Annotated in this window: 14 protein-coding genes; 4 read left to right on the top strand and 10 right to left on the bottom strand. The window is 63.6% G+C overall.

Annotated features, from left to right (window positions below; translation table 11 throughout):
• Positions 1 to 8: 8 nt before the first annotated feature.
• From kdpC to ABNP31_RS17545, 3 genes are all read left to right on the top strand, one after another.
• The gene (gene kdpC / locus ABNP31_RS17555; protein ID WP_085664059.1) at positions 9 to 560 is read left to right on the top strand and encodes a potassium-transporting ATPase subunit KdpC; all 552 of its coding nucleotides are present in this window, start codon (positions 9 to 11) and stop codon (positions 558 to 560) included.
• A gap of 156 nt (positions 561 to 716) precedes the next feature.
• The gene (locus tag ABNP31_RS17550; RefSeq protein ID WP_238066646.1) at positions 717 to 3,371 is read left to right on the top strand and encodes a sensor histidine kinase; all 2,655 of its coding nucleotides are present in this window, start codon (positions 717 to 719) and stop codon (positions 3,369 to 3,371) included.
• Entirely contained in the window at positions 3,368 to 4,063 is a 696-nt protein-coding gene (locus ABNP31_RS17545) for a response regulator (protein WP_289514654.1), read from the top strand. The genes ABNP31_RS17550 and ABNP31_RS17545 overlap by 4 nt, the downstream gene beginning before the upstream one ends.
• Positions 4,064 to 4,430: 367 nt before the next feature.
• Here ABNP31_RS17545 and ABNP31_RS17540 read toward each other — a convergent pair whose 3' ends face one another.
• From ABNP31_RS17540 to ABNP31_RS17520, 5 genes are all read right to left on the bottom strand, one after another.
• Positions 4,431 to 5,201 carry a DUF6708 domain-containing protein gene (locus ABNP31_RS17540; protein ID WP_256578972.1) on the bottom strand — a complete coding sequence of 257 codons (771 nt, stop codon included), beginning with the start codon at positions 5,199 to 5,201 and terminating at the stop codon, positions 4,431 to 4,433.
• Positions 5,183 to 8,383: a T6SS effector BTH_I2691 family protein gene (locus ABNP31_RS17535; protein WP_350012596.1), complete on the bottom strand. Its 3,201-nt coding sequence runs from the start codon at positions 8,381 to 8,383 to the stop codon at positions 5,183 to 5,185. The genes ABNP31_RS17540 and ABNP31_RS17535 overlap by 19 nt, the downstream gene beginning before the upstream one ends.
• Entirely contained in the window at positions 8,380 to 9,339 is a 960-nt protein-coding gene (locus ABNP31_RS17530; protein WP_238066642.1) for a hypothetical protein, read from the bottom strand. Before ABNP31_RS17530 ends, ABNP31_RS17535 begins: the two co-directional genes overlap by 4 nt.
• 122 nt (positions 9,340 to 9,461) lie before the next feature.
• Positions 9,462 to 10,367 (bottom strand): LysR family transcriptional regulator, encoded by a 906-nt coding sequence (locus ABNP31_RS17525; RefSeq protein ID WP_025339945.1) that lies wholly within the window; start codon positions 10,365 to 10,367, stop codon positions 9,462 to 9,464.
• 74 nt (positions 10,368 to 10,441) lie between these two features.
• Complete coding sequence (locus ABNP31_RS17520; RefSeq protein WP_350012595.1) at positions 10,442 to 13,372, bottom strand: aminotransferase; 2,931 nt, start codon at positions 13,370 to 13,372, stop codon at positions 10,442 to 10,444.
• A 181-nt stretch (positions 13,373 to 13,553) separates the two neighbouring features.
• Here ABNP31_RS17520 and ABNP31_RS17515 point away from each other — a divergent pair, with 181 nt between their 5' ends.
• The gene (locus ABNP31_RS17515; protein ID WP_350012594.1) at positions 13,554 to 14,717 is read left to right on the top strand and encodes an ATP-binding protein; all 1,164 of its coding nucleotides are present in this window, start codon (positions 13,554 to 13,556) and stop codon (positions 14,715 to 14,717) included.
• A gap of 438 nt (positions 14,718 to 15,155) precedes the next feature.
• Here ABNP31_RS17515 and ABNP31_RS17510 read toward each other — a convergent pair whose 3' ends face one another.
• From ABNP31_RS17510 to ABNP31_RS17490, 5 genes are read right to left on the bottom strand one after another with little or no spacing between them, the layout of a single operon-like run.
• A complete protein-coding gene (locus ABNP31_RS17510) occupies positions 15,156 to 16,766 on the bottom strand; it encodes an ABC transporter ATP-binding protein (RefSeq protein ID WP_085664604.1) in 1,611 nt (536 codons plus the stop codon).
• A 1-nt stretch (position 16,767) separates the two neighbouring features.
• On the bottom strand, positions 16,768 to 17,787 hold the full coding sequence (locus tag ABNP31_RS17505; protein ID WP_085664605.1) for an ABC transporter permease: 1,020 nt from the start codon (positions 17,785 to 17,787) through the stop codon (positions 16,768 to 16,770).
• 1 nt (position 17,788) lies between these two features.
• Positions 17,789 to 18,862 (bottom strand): microcin C ABC transporter permease YejB, encoded by a 1,074-nt coding sequence (locus ABNP31_RS17500; RefSeq protein ID WP_009686399.1) that lies wholly within the window; start codon positions 18,860 to 18,862, stop codon positions 17,789 to 17,791.
• A 1-nt stretch (position 18,863) separates the two neighbouring features.
• Entirely contained in the window at positions 18,864 to 20,699 is a 1,836-nt protein-coding gene (locus ABNP31_RS17495; protein WP_238066638.1) for an extracellular solute-binding protein, read from the bottom strand.
• Complete coding sequence (locus ABNP31_RS17490; protein WP_212734927.1) at positions 20,696 to 22,525, bottom strand: extracellular solute-binding protein; 1,830 nt, start codon at positions 22,523 to 22,525, stop codon at positions 20,696 to 20,698. The genes ABNP31_RS17495 and ABNP31_RS17490 overlap by 4 nt, the downstream gene beginning before the upstream one ends.
• Between the last annotated feature and the right edge of the window lie 55 nt (positions 22,526 to 22,580).

Raw genomic sequence — 22,580 nt, 5'->3', positions numbered from 1 at the left:
AGGCCACCATGAATGCTTATGTACGCCCGGCATTGAGCCTGGCCCTGTTGATGACCCTGGTGACCGGCGCGCTGTATCCGTTGGCGGTGACCGGTATTGCCCAGGTGGCTTTCCCCAGCCAGGCCAATGGCAGCCTGGTGCGCGATGACCGGGGCCAGGTGCGCGGTTCGGCGCTGATCGCCCAGGATTTCCAGGGCGATGGCTGGTTTCACGCGCGGCCATCGGCAGGCGCCTACGCCACCGTGGCCAGCGGCGCCAGCAACCTGTCGCCGAGCAACCCGGCGCTGGCCGAGCGGGTCAAGGGCGATGCGGCTGCGTTGTACCAGGCGCAGCAGGGGCCGGTGCCCCAGGCGTTGCTCACCACCTCGGGCAGCGGCCTCGACCCGCACCTGCCGCCGGAGGCCGTGGCCTACCAGATCCCGCGGGTGGCGGCGGCACGGCAGTTGCCGGTGGAGCGCTTGCAAGGCTTGCTGGAAGAGGCCACCCTCCACCCATTGATCGGCCCGCCGGTGGTCAATGTGCTGGCCTTGAACCAGGCCTTGGAAAACCTCAGTCATTGATAGATGACTTGAGGGGCTAGCAGGGACCCTGTGGGAGCGGGTTTACCCGCGAATGCGTCGGTGGCGCTACTACTGCATTCGCGGGTGAACCCGCTCCCACAGGTACGGTGTTTGTCCCTGGATTTGCGGCTTGCTGGAAATAGCAAAGGATGAAAGATGAGTGACTCCGCCCGCGCAGACGCGCTGTTGGCTACCCTCCCGCGAAGCGGCCGGGGGCGGTTGAAGGTATTCCTTGGCGCCGCCCCCGGCGTCGGCAAGACCTTCGCCATGCTCCAGGCCGCCCACGCCCAGCAACGCCAGGGCGTGCAGGTGCTGGCCGGGGTGGTCGAAACCCATGGCCGTGCCGAAACCGAGGTATTGCTCGCTGGCCTTCAGCAGCAGCCCCTGCTGCGCAGCCAGTACCGCGGCGTCACCCTCGAGGAAATGGACCTCGACGGCCTGCTCAAGGCCGCGCCGGCCCTGGTGCTGGTCGACGAACTGGCCCACACCAATGCGCCCGGCAGCCGCCACGCCAAACGCTGGCAGGACGTACAGGAACTGCTGGCCGCCGGCATCGATGTGTACACCACGGTCAACGTCCAGCACCTGGAAAGCCTCAACGACAAGGTCCGCGACATTACCGGCGTGCAAGTGCGCGAAACCCTGCCGGACTGGGTACTGCAGGAAGCCTTCGAGCTGGTGCTGATCGACCTGCCACCCCGGGAGCTGCTCGAACGCCTGCGCGAAGGCAAGGTGTACGTGCCCGAGCAGGCGCGGGCCGCCATCGATGCGTTCTTCTCGCAAACCAACCTTACCGCCCTGCGCGAACTGGCCATGCAGACCGCCGCTGCCCAGGTGGATGCCGACCTGGCCCACGGTTATCGCCAACGCGGCCAGGAAGCCCCGGCCCTGCGTGGGCGCTTGCTGGTGGGCGTGGATGGCGACGACCAGGCGGAGCGTTTGGTGCGCCATGCCAGCCGCGTGGCGCAACGCCGCCACCTGCCCTGGAGCCTGGTGCACGTGGACAACGGCCGCCTGCGCGACGAAACCGCGCGCCAGCGCCTGCAAGCTGCCCAGCAACTGGCCGAACGCCTGGGCGGGGAGGTGGTACTGCTGCGTGCCGGCGAAGTGGTGCGCACGCTGATCCAGCATGCCGCCGAACGGCGGGCCAGCCTGGTGCTGGTCGGGCAGTCCCGCGACCGCCTGCGCCGGCGCCTGTTCGGTGCCGGTGTGGCCGCGCGGCTGCTGCGCGAAAGCCACGGCCTGGAAATCAACGTGCTGGACCGCGACGCGCAGCCGCAAGCGCCGCGTTCGGCGGTGCAGCGGGTGTGGGTCTGGCGCCATTACCTGCTGGCGCTGCTGGCAACGGTCATGGCCGCAGGCCTGGCCTGGGCGGTGTCGAGTGTGCTGGCCCTGCCCAACATCTCGCTGGTGTTCCTGGCCGCGGTGTTGCTGGTGGCGGTGCGCAGCAGCCTGGGGCCTGCGCTGGCCTGCGCGGTGCTGTCGTTCCTGACCTACGACTTCCTGTTCATCCCGCCCAACCTGTCGTTCAGGATCCAGCGCGAAGAAGACGTGCTGACCTTGGTGTTCTTCCTGTTGATGGCTGCACTCACCGGCAACCTGGCTGCCCGCCAGCGCCGCCAGTTGCAGGCGCTGCGCGAGACCCAGGCGCAGACCAGCCAGTTGCTCGACCTGTCGCGCCGGCTGACCGTGGCCACCGACCGCCAGGCGGTGTTCAACGCCGCCGGCCAGCACCTGGACGGTTGGCAGGACATGCAGGTGTGCCTGCTGGAGCGCAATGTCGAAGGCCAGTTGCAGGTGGCCAGCGGCGAAGCTCATGCCTTCAGCGATAACGAACGCGCCGCCGCAGAATGGGCGTGGCAGCACGGCCAGGCCGCCGGTCATGGCAGCGACACCCTGCCCAATGGCCGCTGGTGGTGGTGGCCGCTGGCGGTGGATGAACAGCCCCTGGCATTGCTCGGGGTGCGCCCACGTTCCGGCCAGCCGCTCAGCGACCCGCGCCGGCGCCTGCTCACTGCCCTTGGTCAGCCACTGGCCCAGGCCTTGGCCCGCGCGCGCCTGGCCGAACAGCTGGAGGCCGCGCGCCTGCATGGTGAAACCGAGCAGCTGCGCAGCGCCTTGCTCGCGTCCGTTTCCCATGACTTGCGCACCCCGCTGACCGCCATGCGCGGCAGCATCGACAGCCTGCTGGCGTTGGGCGAGGCGATCCCCACCGCCGACCGCCGCGAACTGCTGGAGGGTACCCGCAACGAGGCCGAACGCCTCGACCGCTACATCCAGAACCTGCTCGACATGACCCGCCTGGGCCACGGCGGCCTCAAACTGGCCCGCGACTGGGTGGCCCCGGCCGATATCGTCGGCAGCGCGCTCAACCGCCTGCGCGCGGTGCTGGCGCCGCTGCGGGTGCACACCGACGTGCCGGCCGAGCTGCCGTTGCTCTTCGTGCATGCGGCGTTGATCGAGCAGGCGCTGGTCAACGTGCTGGAAAATGCCGCGCGCTTCTCGCCAGCCAATGGCCGGCTGGAGCTGCAGGTGTCGGTGCAGGACGCCCGGTTGTGCTTTGCCGTCAGCGACCAGGGCCCCGGCATTCCCGTGGATGATCGCGAGAAGATCTTCGACATGTTCTACACCGCCGCTCGCGGCGACCGCGGTGGGCAGGGCACCGGCCTGGGCCTGGCGATCTGCCAGGGCATGATCGGTGCCCATGGCGGGCAGATCCTGGTGGGTGAAGGCATCGATGGCCAGGGCACCAGCATCACTTTATGCTTGCCGCTGCCTCCTCAACCTGAAACCGAAAGCGAAACCCCATGAGTCAGTCCGCCACCCTTCTGGTCATCGACGATGAACCGCAGATCCGCAAGTTCCTGCGTATCAGCCTGGCCTCGCAAGGCTACAAGGTGCTCGAGGCCGCCACCGGCATGGAAGGGCTGGCCCAGGCGGCCTTGGGCAAGCCGGACCTGGTGGTGCTTGACCTGGGCCTTCCGGACATGGACGGACAGCAGGTACTGCGTGACCTGCGCGAATGGAGCGCGGTGCCGGTGCTGGTGTTGTCGGTGCGCGCCAGTGAAGTACAGAAGGTCGATGCGCTGGATGGTGGCGCCAACGACTATGTGACCAAGCCGTTCGGCATCCAGGAGTTTCTGGCGCGGGTGCGCGCCTTGCTGCGCCAGGTGCCGCAGGCCGGTGGCTCGGAAGTGGCGGCCAGTTTTGGGCCGCTGATGGTGGACTTTGCCTTTCGCCGGGTGACCCTGGATGGCGTGGAAGTGGCGCTGACCCGCAAGGAGTATGCGCTGCTGGCGCAACTGGCCGGGCACCCGGGGCGGGTGATTACCCAGCAGCAACTGCTCAAGGATATCTGGGGGCCTACCCATGTGGATGACACCCATTACCTGCGGATCGTGGTCGGGCATCTGCGGCAGAAGCTGGGCGATGACCCCACGGCGCCGCGGTTCATCATCACCGAGCCAGGGGTGGGGTACAGGTTGGTGGCGCCGACCATGTAACCCCTGTGGGGCGTGCCCGCGAAGAATCCAGCGCGATGCATGGCACCGGCTGCGCCGGTGTTCGCGGGCATGCCCGCTCCCACAGGGTCCCTGCTAATTCAATGAGTCATGTGCAGTCCAAGAGAGATTGCCCAGCCCTTTGGGCTGCGTTGTCGCGTAGAAAACTGAATTCGCAAGCGGCCCGCGTACCCTGTGGGAGCGGCTTTAGCCGCGAAGAATCCAACGCGGTGCATGGCACCGGCTGCGCCGGTGTTCGCGGCTGAAGCCGCTCCCATAGAGTCCCTGCTAATTCAATGAGTCATGTGCAGTTCTATGAGAGCTGGCATGCCGGCGATGGGGCCAGAGCAAGCAGTGTAAGACAGTAAGCTCAGGGGGCGGTTCTCGACTCCAGATCCATTTCCGCTGGCCACTCTACTCGGGGTGCCAGGCGCAGGGCGAACTCACACCAGAGCACATCGTTGTGATCCTTGGGGGGGCCGGGTGGTGGCAGAGCTGAGGGGCCTTCCTGCATGTAGGTGCAGATGTAGGCCCAGGCATGCTGGTCGGCACCCATCGTACTCAGGTGAAAACGGTCGATGACGTTGTTCGTGCCCGGCGCGACGATGGACAGCATGACACCCCATTTGAAAATGACCCCACCGTTTGGCAGGGCGCCGGTTTGTGACCAGCGCTCGGCGCGGACTTGGGACCAGTCGTAACTGACCGGCACGACCTTGCCTTTGTCGAAGGGGTTCCACCATTGGCGTTTGAAGTTGTAGGCGTAGATTTTCTGGCGCGCACGGTTGAACCTGATGGGTTCGTCGCGAGGTGGAGAAATATCCATGCGAAGGCCTATAGTAACCAGCCAGCTAACCAAGAAGACTTCAGATATTGAGAGCAGCAGCGATTTAAAATTTCGGGGATCGAGCGTAAGTGTCATCATGTAAAGGCTAAAGGCGAAAAATATGCACAAGAGGAAGGCGAAGGTTGAAATCACCCCTCGTGAGGATACGCTTTGTCGCGGAATCTCTAAGTAAGTCATGCACTGATGGTTAGGTATTTGATTGCCCATGTATTTTTCTGTTGAGTTGACTGTGTAAGGGTCGGGGAGGTCTTCCTTCCAGCCCGGGCAGGCAGGATTTAATAAGGGTCGGGCCATTTTGTCAGGGGCTCCAAGCTGTGCATGTAGTTTTCTGTTATTGTTACATGGGCATGCCCAAGTTCGTCCTGCTTGTCTGGCCAGTAACGCAGGCTAAGTTCAATGGCGTTGATGTGATGATCTATCAGTAAAGGCAGAGCTCCCTGTATGGTCAACGTATTGTTCTTGTTGTTGAAACGCACCAAAGGTTGTGGGTTGTCTATATGGCCAAAGACTCCCTTCCCCTTTGGTAGGCTGATCTGCAATTGGTTAGTCGGAGTACTATCACCCGATACGGTAATGATTTCTCTTTGAGCGCCAGTACGATGAATGCTTAAATGCCACTCATGGCGAGATTTACCCTCGGCGTATTTAGGCAAGAGGAAGTAATAATTGAGTGTGTATTCTGCGGGTATTGCAGGCTCGTTGCCGATGATCATCCCTTTTGGTTCGGAAGTCTGCATGTTCGTATGATTGGTGAGTTGAGTCCTTATGGAAATCTCGGCTTGAACGCCAATTGCTGCCGCATTCAAAGCACCAATTGCAGTGTCAAGATGCTTCGCTTCGGTCCAGAGACGGTTGTCTTCAGATAATCCCCATCTGCTTTGACGAGCCCAAAGCTCTGTTGAAGAGGATTCGTTTTGCTTTGCCTCGGAAGCTATTGCATAGGCGGCCAGTCCTAGAATGATAGCTATACCGATTGGGCCAAATAATGTGGCGGGTCCGAAAGCTCCAAGTACACCTGCAATGGCGGAAGCGCCAGCCATTATGCCCGCAGTCCTGTATCCATCTGCGGACGTTAAATCTCCGCGCTTATGAGTACGCAGGCTGGCGAACAGGTACTGTGCCCCATCCATCATTCCAGCTATTCCCGCAATACCGGCGCCGTATCGAGCAATACCGGTTCCCAAAGACGTTGTCGTCACTGTTCCGGGCCACGGTATCTTCGGGCGTATGAGTGCAACAGCCAGTCCTGCCGCCTCCACACTCGCCCCAAACAAACCCAGGGAGGAAGACCAGATCGCCGCAAGCGCCTCCGGGTTGTCCTGATGCGTCTCTTGCAACGCTCGATAGTTCTTGCCCAGGCTGTCCTGATGGAACCACATGCTGCCCAAGGCAAATAACAGCCCGGCACTTCCGCTACTCGCTGCAGCATCCCGCAGGCTGCGCATCGCATCGCTTGCCACGCTTTGCGCGGCCGTAGAACTGATCTTCAAACCACTCGTAACCTGCGCACGCAGCGTACCCGCACCAATCGCAACATTGCGTACCAGCGCCCCGACGCCACCGGCTGCACCCTCGCGCAACTGCACCAGCCGCGCCTGCAAACTCTCGGCACTTTCCAACGTCCAGAGCATCACCTCGATCATCTGGCTACGGTTACCCGCTGCCGCAATATTGATCGCGCCACTCAGCACCATGGCCCGCACCTTGCGGCCCAGTGGGTCACGAAACTGCTTGTCTACCTGCTGCAGAAACGCATCGGTCCGCGCCTCCAGGGCTTCATTGAGCAGTCTCATGTATTCGCCCACTGTCAGCGACACCCGCAGCGGCGTTACCTGCTGCCCGGCGAACAGTGCAAACGCCGAGCGATGCACATGGCCGATCAGGGTCTTGGTCCGTTCACTCAGGTGCTGGCTGAGCGCATTCCCTGCGCTGTTGGTCGCGGCCAGCAACTGGCCAACGGCATCCTGTATCGGCTTGATCATCAGCAGTTGGCCGTCTGCAGTACCGACGATGCCCTTGATGATGTCGTACACCTTGCCGAAGTCGTCCCCGGACAGCGCGCTGGCCACCTGCTGCATCAGCTTCTGGTTCTTGGCCAGTAGTGCCTGGTAAAGCAGGCTGCGGTCGTCTTCCAGCAGCTGCTGCCAGATATGCTGGGTGATCCCGAGTGGCTGACCCTCCTGCGGCAGGGTTTCAGTGGGCCCGCCGGCCAGGCAGGCGGCCATCATCTGGATGAAGTACTCCACCGAAACGGGGGAGGTCGCGTCATAGTCGTAGTAGCCGATCTGCTGAAACGCCCGCTTGGCATAGTGCCGCGCATACAGATTGCCAACCTGGTCGATCATCGACTGCCAGTTTTTCAGTTCGCGGTCGTAATCGGCCTGGAACGCGGCGCGGGCGCTTTCGTCGTAACGCTCTTCCAGCCGCTCGCGGGCGTCCTGCTGTTTGCGCGCGGTGTTGCGTTCGGTCTGCGCGTCGATGTCCACCGGCGGCAGATACGCCTTGGCCGCGATCGGGCTGTCGTTCCACTGCTCGACCTGCCGGGCTTCCCGCTGCGCGTCCTCGGCACCCTGCACGGCCGCCATGGCAGCGTGCAGTTCGCGGATGCCCAGTAGTGCTTGCGAGGTGAAGTACTCGAAGTGCCGCTGCGGCTGCGCCCGCCATTCCTGCAGGGCTTGCACCCAGCCAGTGCGTTGCGCGTTGAGCTCCATGACCATGCCGACCGGGTCGGGCAGCGTCAGCGCCAGCAGGCCATTGGGCAGTTGTTCCTGCTGGATGACATTGCGCACATGCGTGCGGGTTTCATGCCAGCGGCCCAGGCGGCTGTAAAAGCCATGAGCGCTGGTAAACCTGGCAGAGGAAAAGGTCGAGAACTCCAGCACCTGTTCCAGGCCGAAGCGGAAGCTGTCGGTCATGGCGATGCCGAGGCTGGCAGGGTCGTTGCGTGCGGTGTGCAGGTCCACTTCGACGAAGCGGGCGAGGGTGCCCGGGTCACTGTCGGCGATGCCTTGCCGATAGCGGTCGAGTACCGCACGGGGCCAGGGGTCGTTGGCGAAGGCGATCCAGGCCTTGCGGTAGAGCAGGGTATCGATGTTGATGAACGAGGCGATCACATCGTGGCCTTCGGTGGCGCATACCTTGGGTAACGACCTGGGTGGCCCGAAGGGCATCTGCGATACCGGAAAGCGCTGCAAGGTACCTTCCGCCGCTACCTCGTAGGCCTGCCAGATTTCCTGGTCGAGCAGTACGTAGACATAACCCTGGCGCAGGAGGCGCAACTGGTCGGTGTGCATCGGGTGGAAAATGATTTCGCTATCATCTGCCAGGCGATAGGGGCGCCCCGTATCCGGGCGCGGGGCGTAGGCCTCGCGCAGCAGCAGAATCGGCAGGCCGGAGCGTTCGCAGGCATTACAGGTGCCGTAGGTGTTGGGGATCTCTTCCTGCATGGCGATGTGGATGGCTTTGCTGATGCTCATGAGTAACTCCTTGCCTTCGGCAGGCCGGCGACGATGTGCGACCAGGTGCAGTCGTCGTAGCTGGCGAAGCGGTCCGCCAGGCGCTGCTCGCCGGCCGCTGCCTTTTCCACCTCGTGCTGGATGGTCGGGTGCTGAAGGAGCAGTGGGTGGATCATGAGCATGTGCAGGCACATGCACTGGATATCGGCACGGTCGCGCAGGCCTTGCCTGAAGGCCTTGAGGATCAGGTTCATGGCATGGGTGGGGGCGTTTTCCGGCAAGCCTGAGGAACCTGCGAAGTGCCAGGGTCCATGGGGATGCTGCACGGCACTCAGGCGATGCCAGGCGCCGAGCAGTTGAATGATCTGTGGTGCGACGTGCTGGGTCGCCCTTACGGCCTCGGGGACGGCCAGTTCGCCAGCCATGGGTTCTCGCTCGAATACCTCGCAACTGCCACAACCATCGGGATATAGCCAGCTGCGAACAGGCCCGAGGACTTCGCCTGCGTTTTTCAGGGTTGCGCGCAGCAGCGCCAGCCGCACGGGTTCGAACCAGGCGGTGATACCGTGCGGTTCTGGTTGACGCAGCACCTGACACTGCTGGCTGATGTGCTGGGCGATGAGGTCGGCGGGTTGATCGCTGATCAGCCAGCCACACACGTAGTGCCAGGTAGCTGCCGATTCACGAGCGGCGCAGGTCGCGCTTAATGGGGCAAGGGCTGTGGGCGCATCGCCGGGTTTGGCGAGCCGCACCAGAGCTGGCCAGCACTCAGGATCCTGCACCAGCCCGCTGCAGTCGACGCGCGTTACGGCATCACTACCCAGCGCTTCGCTGAGGGCAGCGATGGCCAGTGGGTGCTCAGGCGGGCAGCCGGCGAATGGGTCCAGTAAAAGGTAGAGGGTCTCTTCTGGTTGGCGCTGCTGGTTGGCGAAGTGATCGACCGACTGCACGTAGCCCTGCGCGGACTGGCTCGACATGAGAAGTTCCTTTTCTTCTTGATGGCGAGCAGAAACCTAACGGGGAATCAATGCCGCAGGTAGTTATTGGCTTCCTAACCAGTTGTAGGATTTTTCGCTTTCGGACGAGGTGGTCGTATCGCTCAGGACCTCGGGGATTCTGTTTCAAAGCATTGGCGCATCACGTCAAGGTAACGCCGCGCGCCCAGGCCCAACGGGCGCGACTTGACCCAGATGATATCCACCCACAAGCGCAACCGGCTGGCCATGTTGTCGAAGCGCACCTCCGCCAGCGCGCCCGAAGCAATCAATGGCTCGACCAACGGCTGCGGCAGGTAGGCCCAACCGAGCCCCGATTGCACCAGGTCGAGCGTGGCCAGGTAGCTGTCGGTCAGCCAGATGCGCCGCGACAGCACCATGCGCGGGTCCGACCCGGTGGCCTTGCCCGAAGCCACGATGATTTGCCGCTGTTCGGCGAAAGCCTCTTCCGGCAATGGCATGCCGTTGTTCTGCCCGGCTGGATGGCGGGGGGAGGCGACGGCCACCAGCAACTGGCTGCCGGCTTCCAGGAATGACTCGCGCTCGTCGATGCCAGGCCGTTCGAAGACCAGTGCCAGTTGCACGCTGCCGTCATGCAGCAGGCGGATGGCTTCTGCCTGGGTGGCCGAGCGCACTTCGATTTCCAGGCTGGGAAATTCCTGGGCGAGGGTTTCCAGCGGCTGGCTCCAGCGGCCGGTCTGCAGTTCGGGGGCCATGGCGATGGTCAGGCGCTTTTCCAGGCCCTTGTGCAGTTGCAGGGCCTGGGCGTCGAGCAGGTTGAGCTGGCAGATCACCTGCCTGGCCTGGGGCTCCAGGGCCAGGGCGGCACTGGTGGGCAAGGCTTTGCGCGTGGCCCGGTCGAACAGCACCAGGTCCAGCTCCGCCTCCAGTTGGGCGATGGCCATGCTCACGGCCGAAGGCACACGCCCCAGCTTGCGCGCGGCGGCAGAGAACGAGCCTGCCTCCAGCACCGCGAGGAAGATTGCCAGGGAGTCGCTGGTAAAGGCCATTGTCAGTAAACCTGATGACGAGGAAGCGTTGTGGCCGAAAAGTATGAACACTCCTCGGCCAGCTTCGCAATGCTTTACAGGTCTTCGGAGAGCACCCGATCAATGCTGTCGACAAAGTAGTCCACGCTCGCCCGGGTGGTGCACATCGGCGGCTTGATCTTGAGGATGTTCAGGTAATCACCGGTCGGCTGCATGAAGATGCCCAGGTCACGCAGGCGGTTGCACAGGGCCATGGTTTCCTCGGTTGCCGGTTCCAGCGTTGCGCGGTCGCGCACCAGTTCCAGCCCCAGGTAGAAGCCCGAACCATGTGCCGCGCCAGCCAGCGGATGCTTGTCCACCAGTGCCTGCAGGCGCGCCTTGAAATAGCGCCCGGTGTCGCGGGCGTTGTCCCACAGGCCTTCTTCCTGCATCACATCCAGCACCGCCATGCCGATGCGGCAACTGACCGGGCTGCCGCCGGCCGAGGAGAAGAAGTAGCCCTCGGCCTCCAGCGCTTCGGCGATCTCGCGGCGGGTGATGACCACGCCCAGTGGCTGGCCGTTGCCCATGCCCTTGGCCATGGTGATGATGTCGGGCACCACGCCCTGTTCCTCGAAGCCCCAGAAGTACTCGCCCAGGCGGCCATAGCCGACCTGCACTTCGTCGGCGATGCACACGCCGCCCCGGGCGCGGACCTTGGCATAGGCTTCGCGCAGGTAACCGGCCGGCAACGAAATACCACCGGCATTGCCGTACACCGGCTCGCAGATGATGCCCGCCAACTGGCGGCCACGGGCGTCGAGGTCGGCCAGCTTGGCGTCGACGTCGCGCAGGTAGTCGGTGGCGCTGTCGGCGCCACGGAAGCGGCCGCGGAAGGTGTTCGGTGCCTCGACCGGGTGCACCCAGTCCGGGCGGGTTTCCAGGGCCTGCGGGTTGTCGGCGATGGAAGTGGAAATGGCATCGGTGGCCACCGACCAGCCGTGGTAGGCCTCCAGCACGCTGAGCAGGTCGCGCCCGCCGCTGTAGGCCCAGGCCAGGCGAATCGCCAGGTCGTTGGCTTCGGTGCCGCTGTTGACCATGAACACCCGGTCGAAACCTTCGGGTGCCAAATCCAGCAGGCGTTCGGAGAACTCGGTGATGGCCGCGTAGTGGAAACGCGAGTTGGTGTTCAGCAGCGACCACTGCCGTGCCGACTCGGCGACCATGCGCGGGTGGCCGTGGCCCAGCACCGCGACGTTGTTGAGCATGTCCAGGTACGAGCGGCCCTGCATGTCGATCAGGTAGTTGCGCCAGCCGCGTTCGATGTGAGGCGGTTGCGCGTAGTAGTGCTTCTGCGAGCGGGCAAAGCTGGCATCGCGGCGGGCCAGCAGGACCTGTGGATCGGGCAGCGGCTCGGCATTGCAGTCGAAGCCCAGCAATGCAGCTGGTGACGGGCACAGGGCCAGCCAGGCGGCCGCCTGGGATGGGGTGGCGAAGAACGGCGGCTGGATGCCGCTATCCAGGCACAGCTGCACGCTGAGGAAGCCACAACTGCTGCCCAGCGACTGGCCTTTTTCCACGGCCTGGCCATCTGCAGGCGCATCTTCCAGGCCTTGCAGCCACAATGCCCAGTGCGCGCTGCGCAGGCAGCCACGGCCGTCGCCATGGCGCTGCCAGGTGCCGGCATCTGGCGCTTGCACCAGGCTGCCGTTGGGTACATGCAGCTCGACGCCCAGGGCACAGGTGGCGGGCTCTTCGGGGCGGTCGATATGGGTTTGCGACAGGCGATACTGCCCGTGCAGGCTGCAGGCCGGGGCCGGTTGCGTGGTCAGCAGGTGCTGGTCGAAGCCCGGTTGCTCCCAGTTGCCCGCCTCGCAATGCTCGCTGAGCACGCCCAGGTCGACGTGCGTCACAACCTGCCCATCCAGTTCCGGGAGCAGGGGGACGCAGCCGCTCAGGTCCGGCGTGGCAGGCTGCAAGCCCGCAGCCTGCAGGATGGCCGCTTCCATCAATGCGAAAGGTACGGCGGTGGCCGTGTCGAAGATTTCCCATTCATGGGCGATGTTGTCGCGGGTGTACTGGTTGCCGGGGTCGACGGCGAGCTGCTGCTCGCTGCTCAGCACCAGCACGGCGGCGCGGTTGAGCACCAGTGGCCACAGCGCCCGCAGTTCGGCTTCGCTCAGAGGGTTGAGCGCCTGGTAGGCACGCACGGCCGACAGGATGCGCAGCGGGTCGCCCTCGGCGTGGTGCAACAGCGCCGCGCAGGTCACCGACAAGTCGGCGATGCGCCAGGTGCGTAACAGGTCGCCGAAATCGATCACCCCTTGCAGCTGCCACTGGCGCTCGCCATCGCGGGCCCAGACGGCGTTGTCGTCGGTGATGTCCAGGTGCACGGCCTGGCTTGGCAGCTGGTCGACCAGCGGCGCCAGGTGCTCGGCGGCCAGCTGGGTGGCCTGCTCGATGCGCGCGCGTTGCTCGGCGTTGCCCAGCACGGGCAGCAGGTGCTGGATCAGTGGCTGGGCATGTTGCGGGTCCCATTGCAGGGTGCGCGCCAGGCCCGGGTGGTCGAAAGTGGCCAAGGCCTTGTCCAGCCGCGCGCAGAGCCCGCCGAGCTCGGCCATCAGGCGTGGTTCCATGTGCTTGAGGCGGGTCAGTGGCTGGCCGTCGATGTAGTCGAGCAGGCGCATGCGCAGCGGTTGCCCGTCTATTTCCAGCGCCAGCAGCATCTGGCCATCGCTGGCCGGGCGCACGGCGGGCACTGGCAAGCCCTGTTCGCGCAGGTAGGCCAGGGCCGCGTGCTGGGCCTCGAGCTCCAGCTGGGCGTAGCTGCCGTGGCAGGCCTTGAGCACGAAACGGCCTTGTGGTGCGTCTACACGGAAGTTCAGGTCCTGTTGGCTGCCTAGTGCCGAGAGGTTGCCGGCAATGCCGTAGTGCGTTTGCAGCACGGCATGTGCCTGGGCTTCGCCGAGCGCAGGGCTGGGCAGGCCGGAGCGCTGGATCAGCGTGATCAGGGCAGGGGAGGCGGGCTGGTGTTGTGGGCTGGACATGGGGCTCTACCGTTGCTGCTGGGGTTGACGGTGGAGAATTTATGCCCGATCTGGCTGATGATGGAAGACGATTGTTGTCAGAAAATTTGATGATGGCTTTCGATCCGCCCTGCCGGTACGCCTTTACATTAAATTATTCTCTGCCAATAATTATTGTTATTCAATAATTTCGGATAAAGCCATGATCGACATCTTCCCGCGCCGTGAACTGGCTGCCGACATGGCCAGGCAGCTGTTGAAACCGTCCGCCCTGGATATCGGCTTGAGATCAGGGCTGTTTTTCTCCGGGCTGCGCAGGACTGGTAAAACCACCTTTTTAAAGAACGACTTGATCCCTGCTCTGGAGGAAATGGGTGCATTGGTGATCTATGTCGACCTCTGGAGTGATACCCAGACCAGCCCGGTCGTGCTAGTCCTCGCCGCAGTGCGTAAAGCCCTTGCTGATCTTCAGAAACCTACCTCGGCTTTCTTGCAGAAACTGAAGGCCCTGCGTGGCGCGGAGGTCGAAGTGGCTGGGCTGAAGTTTGGCTTCAACCTGGAAACCTTGGGCACAGAGGGCGGTGTCACACTGGCGGAAGCGCTGACCGAGGTTGTGGACCAGGCCAGGACTGACGTCGTGCTGGTCGTCGACGAGGTGCAGCAGGCAATCACAACCGAGGACGGCCAACAGATGATGCTTGCGCTCAAGGCTGCGCGCGATGCCATCAATCCGCGCCCGAACACGCCAGGGCACTTCCTGTTCATCGGTACCGGCTCTCACCGGGCGATGGTCAACGAGTTGACCGCGCGGCGTAACCAGGCTTTTGCCGGTGCCACAAACGTGCCGTATCCGGTGCTGGACAGAGACTATGTCGAATTCTGGCTCAAGCGGCTCGCAAAAGATGGCCTGGGCAACTTGCCGTCGCTGGATGTCGCGACACAGGCATTCAAAACGCTGGGCAGCAGGCCCGAGGAGTTCATTCGTGCACTTCGGCAGTTGGTTCACTCACCTGCGTCCGGGATAGGGCCGGATGAGGTGCTGCCGGTAATCGCATCAACGCTGCGGTCGGCGGCTGCTGACCTGGAGCTGATGAAAGTAGAGGAGCTGGGCGTCCTGGCTGAGGCGATTTTTGCCCGGATCGCATCGGTCGAAGGCGATGCGCGTGGGGTGTTCTCCAACGAAGCGGCGGCCGAGTATTCGAAGTCTGTGGGGCGTGAAGTGCGTGTCGAAGAGATACAGCCGGTTGCCAACGAACTGCTGGCCGCTAACCTGATCATGCGTCGGGGGCATGGGCTGTATGGGGTGACCGACCCCTTTGTACAGGAGATCTGGCGCGAGCGGCAGGAGTTGTTGGGCCGGCTCTGAGCTGCATCAGCCTAGGCCAGCTGGCGCCGGATCCATCAGCGCCTTGGCTATCGCACTCAGGTAGTGGGCAGCCCAGATCATCATCGGCTTCTCGACAGTGAATTGGGTGTATTCCGTGGTCATTTTGAATCCCCTGAAAATTCTCGACTGCCTGGGCCGGCCTCTTCGCGGGCACGCCCGCTCCCACAGGTACTGCGCAAGTCTTGAAACCTGTGGTGGCCCTGTGGGAGCGGGCGTGCCCGCGAAAGGGCCGGCCCTGGCGACATATTAATCAGCCTTGGTGCAAGTCTTGGGTTCGGCGAGGATTGGGAAATGGCCTACAAGGAAGGGGATAAGTCTGTTTTTCACCTCGCCGAAAGCGGGCCGCTTTGCGGCCCATCGCCGGCAAGCCAGCTCCCACAGGGATAGCGCATGGCTTGAAGCCGGCGCGGTCAAAAGCTAACTAGCCGCATCCACTTCCAAGAACGCCGCCTCCAGCAACTGCCGGGTATACGGATGCTGCGGCGCATGGAAGATCGCCTGCGCATCCCCTTGTTCCACCACATGCCCATGCTTGATCACCATCAACTGGTGGCTCAACGCCTTGACTACCGCCAGGTCATGGCTGATGAACAGGTAGGTCAGGTTGTATTTCTGCTGCAGATTGCGCAGCAACTCCACCACCTGCCGCTGTACCGTGCGGTCCAGCGCCGAGGTAGGTTCATCCAGCAGGATCAGCGCCGGCTTCAATACCAACGCCCGGGCAATGGCAATGCGCTGGCGCTGCCCACCGGAAAACTCATGCGGATAGCGATGCCGCGTGCGTGGGTCCAGCCCCACTTCCTCCAGGGCCGCAATAATCGCTGCTTCCTGTTCCTGCGCCGTGCCGATGCGGTGGATGCGCAACCCTTCGCCGACAATATCCTCCACGCACATGCGCGGGCTCAGGCTGCCGAACGGGTCCTGGAACACCACCTGCATTTCCCGGCGCAACGGGCGCACGGCCTTCTGGTTCAGCCCTTCCAGATCCTGCCCATGAAAGCGAATGCCGCCCTGGCTGGAGATCAGCCGCAAGATCGCCAAACCCAAAGTCGACTTGCCCGACCCGGACTCGCCGACAATCCCCAGCGTCTGCCCTTGCGGCAAGCTGAAGTTGACCCCGTCAACCGCCTTCACATGGTCGACCGTGCGCCGCAGCAGGCCCTTCTTGATCGGGAACCACACCTTGAGGTCATCCACCTCCAGCAACGGCGCGCCCACCGGGTTGTGCGCCGGTAGCCCGCTGGGTTCGGCATTGATCAGCATCTGCGTGTAGTGGTGCTGCGGTGCGCTGAACAGCCTGGCGCATTCGGCCTGCTCGACAATCTGCCCGTGCTGCATCACGCACACACGGTGGGCGATGCGCCGCACCAGGTTCAGGTCATGGCTGATCAGCAGCAGGGCCATGCCCAGACGCGCCTGCAGTTCCTTGAGCAGTTCGAGAATCTTCAACTGCACGGTCACGTCCAGCGCCGTGGTCGGCTCATCCGCAATCAGCAGTTCCGGCTCGTTGGCCAGGGCCATGGCGATCATCACCCGCTGGCGCTGCCCGCCCGACAGCTCATGGGGCAGTGCCTTCAGGCGCTTGCGTGGCTCGGGAATGCCGACCATCTCCAACAGCTCCAGGGTGCGCGCCGTGGCCTCCTTGCCGGTCAGGCCCTTGTGCAACAGGAGGATTTCGTTGATCTGCTTCTCGATGCAGTGCAACGGGTTCAGCGAGGTCATCGGCTCCTGGAAGATCATTGCAATGCGGTTGCCGCGAATGCGCTGCATGGTCTTCTCGTTCTGCTGCAGCAGGTCCTTGCCCTCGTAGCGGATGCTGCCGCTGGGGTGGCGGGCCAGGGGGTAGGGCAGCAGGCGCAGGAGCGAGTGTGCGGTAACCGATTTGCCCGAGCCACTCTCGCCCACCAGTGCCAGCGTCTCACCCTTGCGGATGTCGAAGCTGATGCCGTTCACAACGCGGTGGGCCTGGTCCCCGGTGACGAACTCCACCGCCAGGTCGCGCACTTCGATCAGGTTCTGTTCACTCATGTCACTTCCTCGGGTCGAAGGCATCGCGGGCGGATTCGCCGATGAACACCAGCAGGCTCAGCATCAGCGCCAGCACGGCGAAGGCGCTGATGCCCAGCCATGGGGCCTGCAGGTTGGACTTGCCCTGGGCCACCAGCTCGCCCAGCGATGGTGCGCCCGGCGGCAGGCCGAAGCCGAGGAAGTCCAGGGCGGTGAGGGTGCCGATGGCGCCGGTGAGAATGAACGGCATGAAGGTCATGGTCGAGATCATGGCGTTGGGCAGGATGTGCCGGTACATGATCGCGCCGTTGCGCATCCCCAACGCGCGGGCTGCGCGCACGTATTCCAGGTTGCGCCCGCGCAGGAACTCGGCGCGTACCACATCCACCAGGCTCATCCACGAGAACAGCAGCATGATGCCCAGCAGCCACCAGAAGTTGGGCTGCACGAAGCTGGCAAGGATGATCAGCAGGTACAGCACCGGCAGGCCCGACCAGACTTCCAGGAAACGTTGCCCGGCCAGGTCGACCCAGCCGCCATAGAAGCCCTGCAAGGCGCCGGCGATCACGCCGACGATGGAACTGAGCACGGTCAGGGTCAGGGCGAACAGCACGGAAATGCGGAAGCCGTAGATCACCCGTGCCAGCACATCGCGGCCCTGGTCGTCGGTACCCAGCCAGTTGTCCGCCGAAGGTGGGGCCGGGGCGGGTACGCGCAGGTCGTAGTTGATGCTCTGGTAGCTGAACGGGATCGGTGCCCACAGCACGAAGCTGTCTTTCTTCTCCAGCAGTTCGCGGATGTACGGGCTCTTGTAGTTGGCTTCCAGCGGGAATTCGCCGCCAAAGGTGGTTTCCGGGTAGCGCTTGAACGCCGGGAAGTACCATTCGCCGTCGTAGCGCACGGCAATCGGCTTGTCGTTGGCGATCAGCTCGGCGCCCAGGCTCAGGCCGAACAGGATCAGGAACAGCCACAGCGACCACCAGCCACGGCGGTTGGCCTTGAAGCGCTCGAAGCGCCGGCGGTTGAGGGGGGACAAGGCCATGTCAGTGCTCCCGGCTGGCGAAGTCGATGCGTGGATCGACCAGGGTGTAGGTCAGGTCGCCGATCAGTTTCACCACCAGCCCCAGCAGGGTGAAGATGAACAGGGTGCCGAAGACCACCGGGTAGTCACGGTTGATGGCTGCCTCGAAACTCATCAGGCCGAGGCCGTCGAGGCTGAAGATCACCTCGATCAGCAAGGAACCGGTGAAGAAGATGCCGATGAACGCCGAAGGGAAACCGGCAATCACCAGCAGCATGGCGTTGCGGAACACATGGCCGTACAGCACCCGTGGCCGGCTCAGGCCCTTGGCCTTGGCGGTGACCACGTATTGCTTGTTGATCTCGTCGAGGAAGCTGTTCTTGGTCAGCAAGGTCATGGTGGCGAAGTTGCCGATGACCAGCGCGGTGATCGGCAGCACCAGGTGCCAGAAGTAGTCCAGCACCTTGCCGGTGGTGCTCAGCTCGTCGAAGTTGTTGGAGGTGAGGCCGCGCAGCGGGAACCAGTCGAAGTAGCTGCCGCCGGCGAACAGCACGATCAGCAGGATGGCGAACAGGAACGCCGGGATGGCGTAGCCGACGATGATCGCCGAACTGGTCCACACGTCGAAATGGCTGCCGTGGCGCACGGCCTTGGCAATGCCCAGCGGGATCGACACCAGGTACATGATCAGCGTGCTCCACAGCCCCAGCGAAATCGACACAGGCATCTTCTCGATGATCAGGTCGATGACCTTGGCATCGCGGAAGAAGCTGTCGCCGAAGTCCAGCCGGGCGTAGTTCTTGATCATGATCCACAGGCGCTCGGGCGGCGACTTGTCGAAGCCGTACATGCGTTCGATCTCGGCGATCAGTGCCGGGTCCAGGCCCTGGGCGCCACGGTAGTTGGAGCCGGCCACGGACACTTCGGCACCGCCACCGGCAATGCGGCTGGTGGCGCCTTCGAAACCTTCGAGCTTGGCGATCATCTGCTCGACCGGGCCGCCGGGGGCGGCCTGGACGATGATGAAGTTGATGATCAGGATGCCGAACAGGGTCGGGATGATCAGCAGCAGGCGGCGCAGGATGTAGGCCAGCATGTTATTCGGCCTCGTCCGCAGTGGTTTCGCTGACGGCCGGGGTTACGCCGGGCTTGATCCACCAGGTGTCGATGCCGATGTCGTACTTGGGCGAGACGTCCGGGTGGCCGATGTGGTTCCAGTAGGCCACGCGCCAGGTCTTGATGTGCCAGTTTGGGATCACGTAGTAGCCCCACAGCAGTACGCGGTCGAGGGCCCGGCAGTGGTCGATCAGGCTCTGCCGCGAATCGGCATTGATCAGCTGTTCCACCAGCTGGTCGATGGCCGGGTCGCGCAGGCCGATGAAGTTGCGGCTGCCGGGGTTGTCGGCGGCGGCACTGGACCAGAACTCGCGCTGCTCGTTGCCCGGCGAGTTGGACTGCGGGTAGCCACCGACGATCATGTCGTAGTCGCGCGAACGCAAGCGGGTGATGTACTGGGACACGTCGACCCGGCGGATATTCAGGTCGATGCCAAGGTCGGCGAGGTTGCGCTTGAACGGCAGCAGGATGCGTTCGAACTCGGTCTGTGCCAGCAGGAACTCGATGCTCACCGGTTTGCCCTGGGCGTCGACCATCTTGTCGTCGACGATTTTCCAGCCGGCTTCCTGCAGCAGCTTGTAGGCCTGGCGCTGCTGTTCGCGGATCATGCCGCTGCCGTCACTGACCGGGTTGCGGAAGGCTTCGCTGAATACCTGCTCGGGGACCTTGCCGCGCAGTGGTTCGAGGATTTTCAGTTCGCTGGGGCCGGGCAGGCCGCGGGCGGCCATTTCCGAGTTTTCGAAGTAGCTGCCGGTGCGGGTGTAGGCGCCGTTGAACAGCTGCTTGTTGGTCCACTCGTAGTCCAGCAGCAGGCTCAGCGCCTGGCGCACGCGCACGTCCTGGAACACCGGGCGGCGGATGTTGAAGATGAAGCCCTGCATGCCCGTGGGGTTGCCGTTGGGCAACTCTTCCTTGATCAGGCGGCCATCGCGCACGGCGGGTACGTTGTAGGCGGTGGCCCAGTTCTTCGCGCTGACTTCCAGCGCATAGTCGAACGCCCCGGCCTTGAGTGCTTCCAGGGCGACGGTGGTGTCGCGGTAGGAGTCGAAGGTCATGACGTCGAAGTTGTAGAAGCCGCGGTTGATCGGCAGGTCCTTGGCCCAGTAGTCCTTGACCCGCTCGTAGCGCACCGAGCGCCCGGCCTTGACCTCGGCGACCTTGTACGGGCCGCTGCCCAGCGGGATTTCCAGGTTGCCGCGGTTGAAATCGCGGCTTTCGTACCAGTGCTTGGGCAATACCGGCAGTTGGCCGAGAATCAGCGGCAGCTCGCGGTTGTTCTTGTGCTTGAAGGTGAACAGCACCGTCAGCGGGTCTTCGGCGACCACTTCGGCGACGTCGGCGTAGTACTGGCGGTACAGCGGCGCGCCGTCCTTGATCAGGGCATTGAAGGTGAACACCACGTCGTCGGCGCGCATCGGGTGGCCGTCGTGGAAGCGTGCCTCGGGGCGCAGGTAGAAGCGCACCCAGCTGTTGTCCGGGGCCTTTTCGATCTTGCCGGCCACCAGGCCGTACTCGGTGAACGGCTCGTCCTGGCTCTGGCGCATCAGGGTGTCGTAGATGCTGCTGATGTTCTCGGCCGGCACGCCCTTGTTGATGAACGGGTTGAGGCTGTCGAAACCGCCGAAGCTGGACTGGCGGAAGGTGCCACCCTTGGGTGCGTCAGGGTTGACGTAGGCGAAGTGCTTGAAGTCGGCGGGGTACTTGGGTGGCTCGTCGTACAGGGTGAGCGCATGTTGCGGTGCGGCCAGGGCGGGAAGGCTCAGGCAGGCAAGCAACAGGCTGCCGGCCAGCCGGCGCAGTCGGTGCGTTGGCGTCATTGGGCTTTCTCCGAAGTCTTGATCCACCAGCTGTTCAGCCCAAGGGTGTAGGGCGGCGTGGTGACGAAGGCGAACCGGTTGCGGTAGGCCAGGCGATGATTGTCGAGGTACCAGTTGGGGATCATGTAGTACTGCCATGAGAGCACGCGGTCCAGGGCGCGGGCGGCGGCGACCTGGTCATCGCGGGTACGGGCGGCGAGCAGGGTGTCGAGCAGATGGTCGACCACCGGGTCCTTGACCCCAGCATAGTTCTTGCTGCCCTTGGTCGTGGCCTGGCTGGAGTGGAAGTACAGCCACTGTTCGAGGCCCGGGCTCAGGGTCTGGTTCAGGGTCATCAGAATCATGTCGAAATCGAACTGGTCCAGGCGTTGTTTGTACTGGGCGCGGTCCACGGTACGCAAGCGCGCATCGATGCCGATGCTGGCCAGGTTTTCGACATACGGTTGCAGGATGCGTTCAAGGTTGGGGTTTACCAGCAGCAGCTCCATGCGCAGCTGCTGGCCCTTGCTGTCGACCAGGCGCTGGCCGTTCAGCTTCCAGCCGGCTTCGGCGAGCAGGCCGAGGGCCTGGCGCAAGGTCTGGCGGCTGATGCCACGGCCATCGGTCTGGCTGACCTTGTAGGGTTCGCTGAACAAGGCGGCCGGCAACTGGTCACGGAACGGCGCCAGCAGCAGCCATTCCTTGCCGGTAGGCAGGCCGGTAGCGGCGAATTCGCTGTTGGGGTAGTAGCTGGTCGAGCGGCGGTAGGCGCCGCTGAACAGGGCGCGGTTGGTCCACTCGAAGTCGAGCATCAGCCCCAGCGCCTGGCGTACCCGTGGGTCGCTGAAGGTGGCCCGGCGGCTGTTCATGAACAGGCCCTGGGTTTGCGTGGGGATGCGGTGCGGGATCTGCGCCTTGATCACCTCGCCCCGGCGCACGGCCGGGAAGTTGTAGCCGTTGGCCCAGTTCTTCGCCTGGTGCTCGATATAGATGTCGAACTCGCCGGCCTTGAACGCTTCGAAGGCGACCGTGGCGTCGCGGTAGAACTCGTATTCCACGCGGTTGAAGTTGTATTTGCCACGGTTTACCGCCAGGTCCTTGCCCCAGTAGTTCTTCACCCGTTCGAACACCAGCCGGCGCCCAGGCTGGACCTGGGTGATGCGGTAGGGGCCGCTGCCCAGCGGGGGCTCGAAGGTGGTGGCCTTGAAGTCGCGCTTTTGCCAGTAGTGCTTGGGCAGCACCGGCATTTCGCCCAGGCGCAGGATCAGCAGCGGGTTGCCGGCGCGCTTGAACACGAAGCGGATGCGCAGCGGGCCGAGGATGTCCACCCGCTGCACTTCCTGCAGGTTGGTGCGGTAGATCGGGTGGCCATCCTTGAGCAGCGTGCGGTAGGAGAAAGCCACGTCTGCCGAGGTGATCGGCTTGCCGTCATGCCAGTGGGCTTCCGGGCGCAGGTTGAACACCACCCAGCTGCGGTCCTCGCTGTACTCCACCGAGCGGGCGATCAGGCCGTAGCTGGAGGTCGGCTCGTCGCCGGACGGGTCGTACTGGCCGGTGCCGACCATCAGCGGCTCGTTCAGCTCGCTGATGCCGTATTGCTGGAAATTGGGCGTGGTAATCGGGCTCGACCCCTTGAAGGTGTAGGGGTTGAGGGTGTCGAAGGTACCGAAAGCCATGGCCCGCAAGGTGCCGCCCTTGGGCGCTTGCGGGTTGACCCAGTCGAAATGGGTGAATGTGGCTGGGTACTTGAGCGTGCCGAACTGCGCGTATCCGTGGCTTTCGCTCACCATCGCGGCTGCGGGAAAGCTCAAGGCCAGGCTGAGTGACAGCAGGAGGGGACGTATCAAGTCGGCATCCGATCCAGAGGCGTTGGGCTTTGATCGGGGTACAGTAACAGCTTGG

It is taken from the genome of Pseudomonas asiatica, assembly GCF_040214835.1.
GTDB classification, from domain to species: Bacteria; Pseudomonadota; Gammaproteobacteria; order Pseudomonadales; family Pseudomonadaceae; genus Aquipseudomonas; species Aquipseudomonas putida_Z.
Note: the sequence above shows the minus strand (reverse complement) of the source record. Positions and strands in the feature narration are given on the sequence as shown.

Bases quoted from the DNA above. Each gene is read 5' to 3' on its own strand.
- kdpC (WP_085664059.1), top strand. From the start codon at position 9: ATGAATGCTTATGTACGCCCGGCATTGAGCCTGGCCCTGTTGATGACC.
- ABNP31_RS17550 (WP_238066646.1), top strand. From the start codon at position 717: ATGAGTGACTCCGCCCGCGCAGACGCGCTGTTGGCTACCCTCCCGCGA.
- ABNP31_RS17545 (WP_289514654.1), top strand. From the start codon at position 3,368: ATGAGTCAGTCCGCCACCCTTCTGGTCATCGACGATGAACCGCAGATC.
- ABNP31_RS17540 (WP_256578972.1), bottom strand. From the start codon at position 5,201: ATGGCCCGACCCTTATTAAATCCTGCCTGCCCGGGCTGGAAGGAAGAC.
- ABNP31_RS17535 (WP_350012596.1), bottom strand. From the start codon at position 8,383: ATGAGCATCAGCAAAGCCATCCACATCGCCATGCAGGAAGAGATCCCC.
- ABNP31_RS17530 (WP_238066642.1), bottom strand. From the start codon at position 9,339: ATGTCGAGCCAGTCCGCGCAGGGCTACGTGCAGTCGGTCGATCACTTC.
- ABNP31_RS17525 (WP_025339945.1), bottom strand. From the start codon at position 10,367: ATGGCCTTTACCAGCGACTCCCTGGCAATCTTCCTCGCGGTGCTGGAG.
- ABNP31_RS17520 (WP_350012595.1), bottom strand. From the start codon at position 13,372: ATGTCCAGCCCACAACACCAGCCCGCCTCCCCTGCCCTGATCACGCTG.
- ABNP31_RS17515 (WP_350012594.1), top strand. From the start codon at position 13,554: ATGATCGACATCTTCCCGCGCCGTGAACTGGCTGCCGACATGGCCAGG.
- ABNP31_RS17510 (WP_085664604.1), bottom strand. From the start codon at position 16,766: ATGAGTGAACAGAACCTGATCGAAGTGCGCGACCTGGCGGTGGAGTTC.
- ABNP31_RS17505 (WP_085664605.1), bottom strand. From the start codon at position 17,787: ATGGCCTTGTCCCCCCTCAACCGCCGGCGCTTCGAGCGCTTCAAGGCC.
- ABNP31_RS17500 (WP_009686399.1), bottom strand. From the start codon at position 18,862: ATGCTGGCCTACATCCTGCGCCGCCTGCTGCTGATCATCCCGACCCTG.
- ABNP31_RS17495 (WP_238066638.1), bottom strand. From the start codon at position 20,699: ATGACGCCAACGCACCGACTGCGCCGGCTGGCCGGCAGCCTGTTGCTT.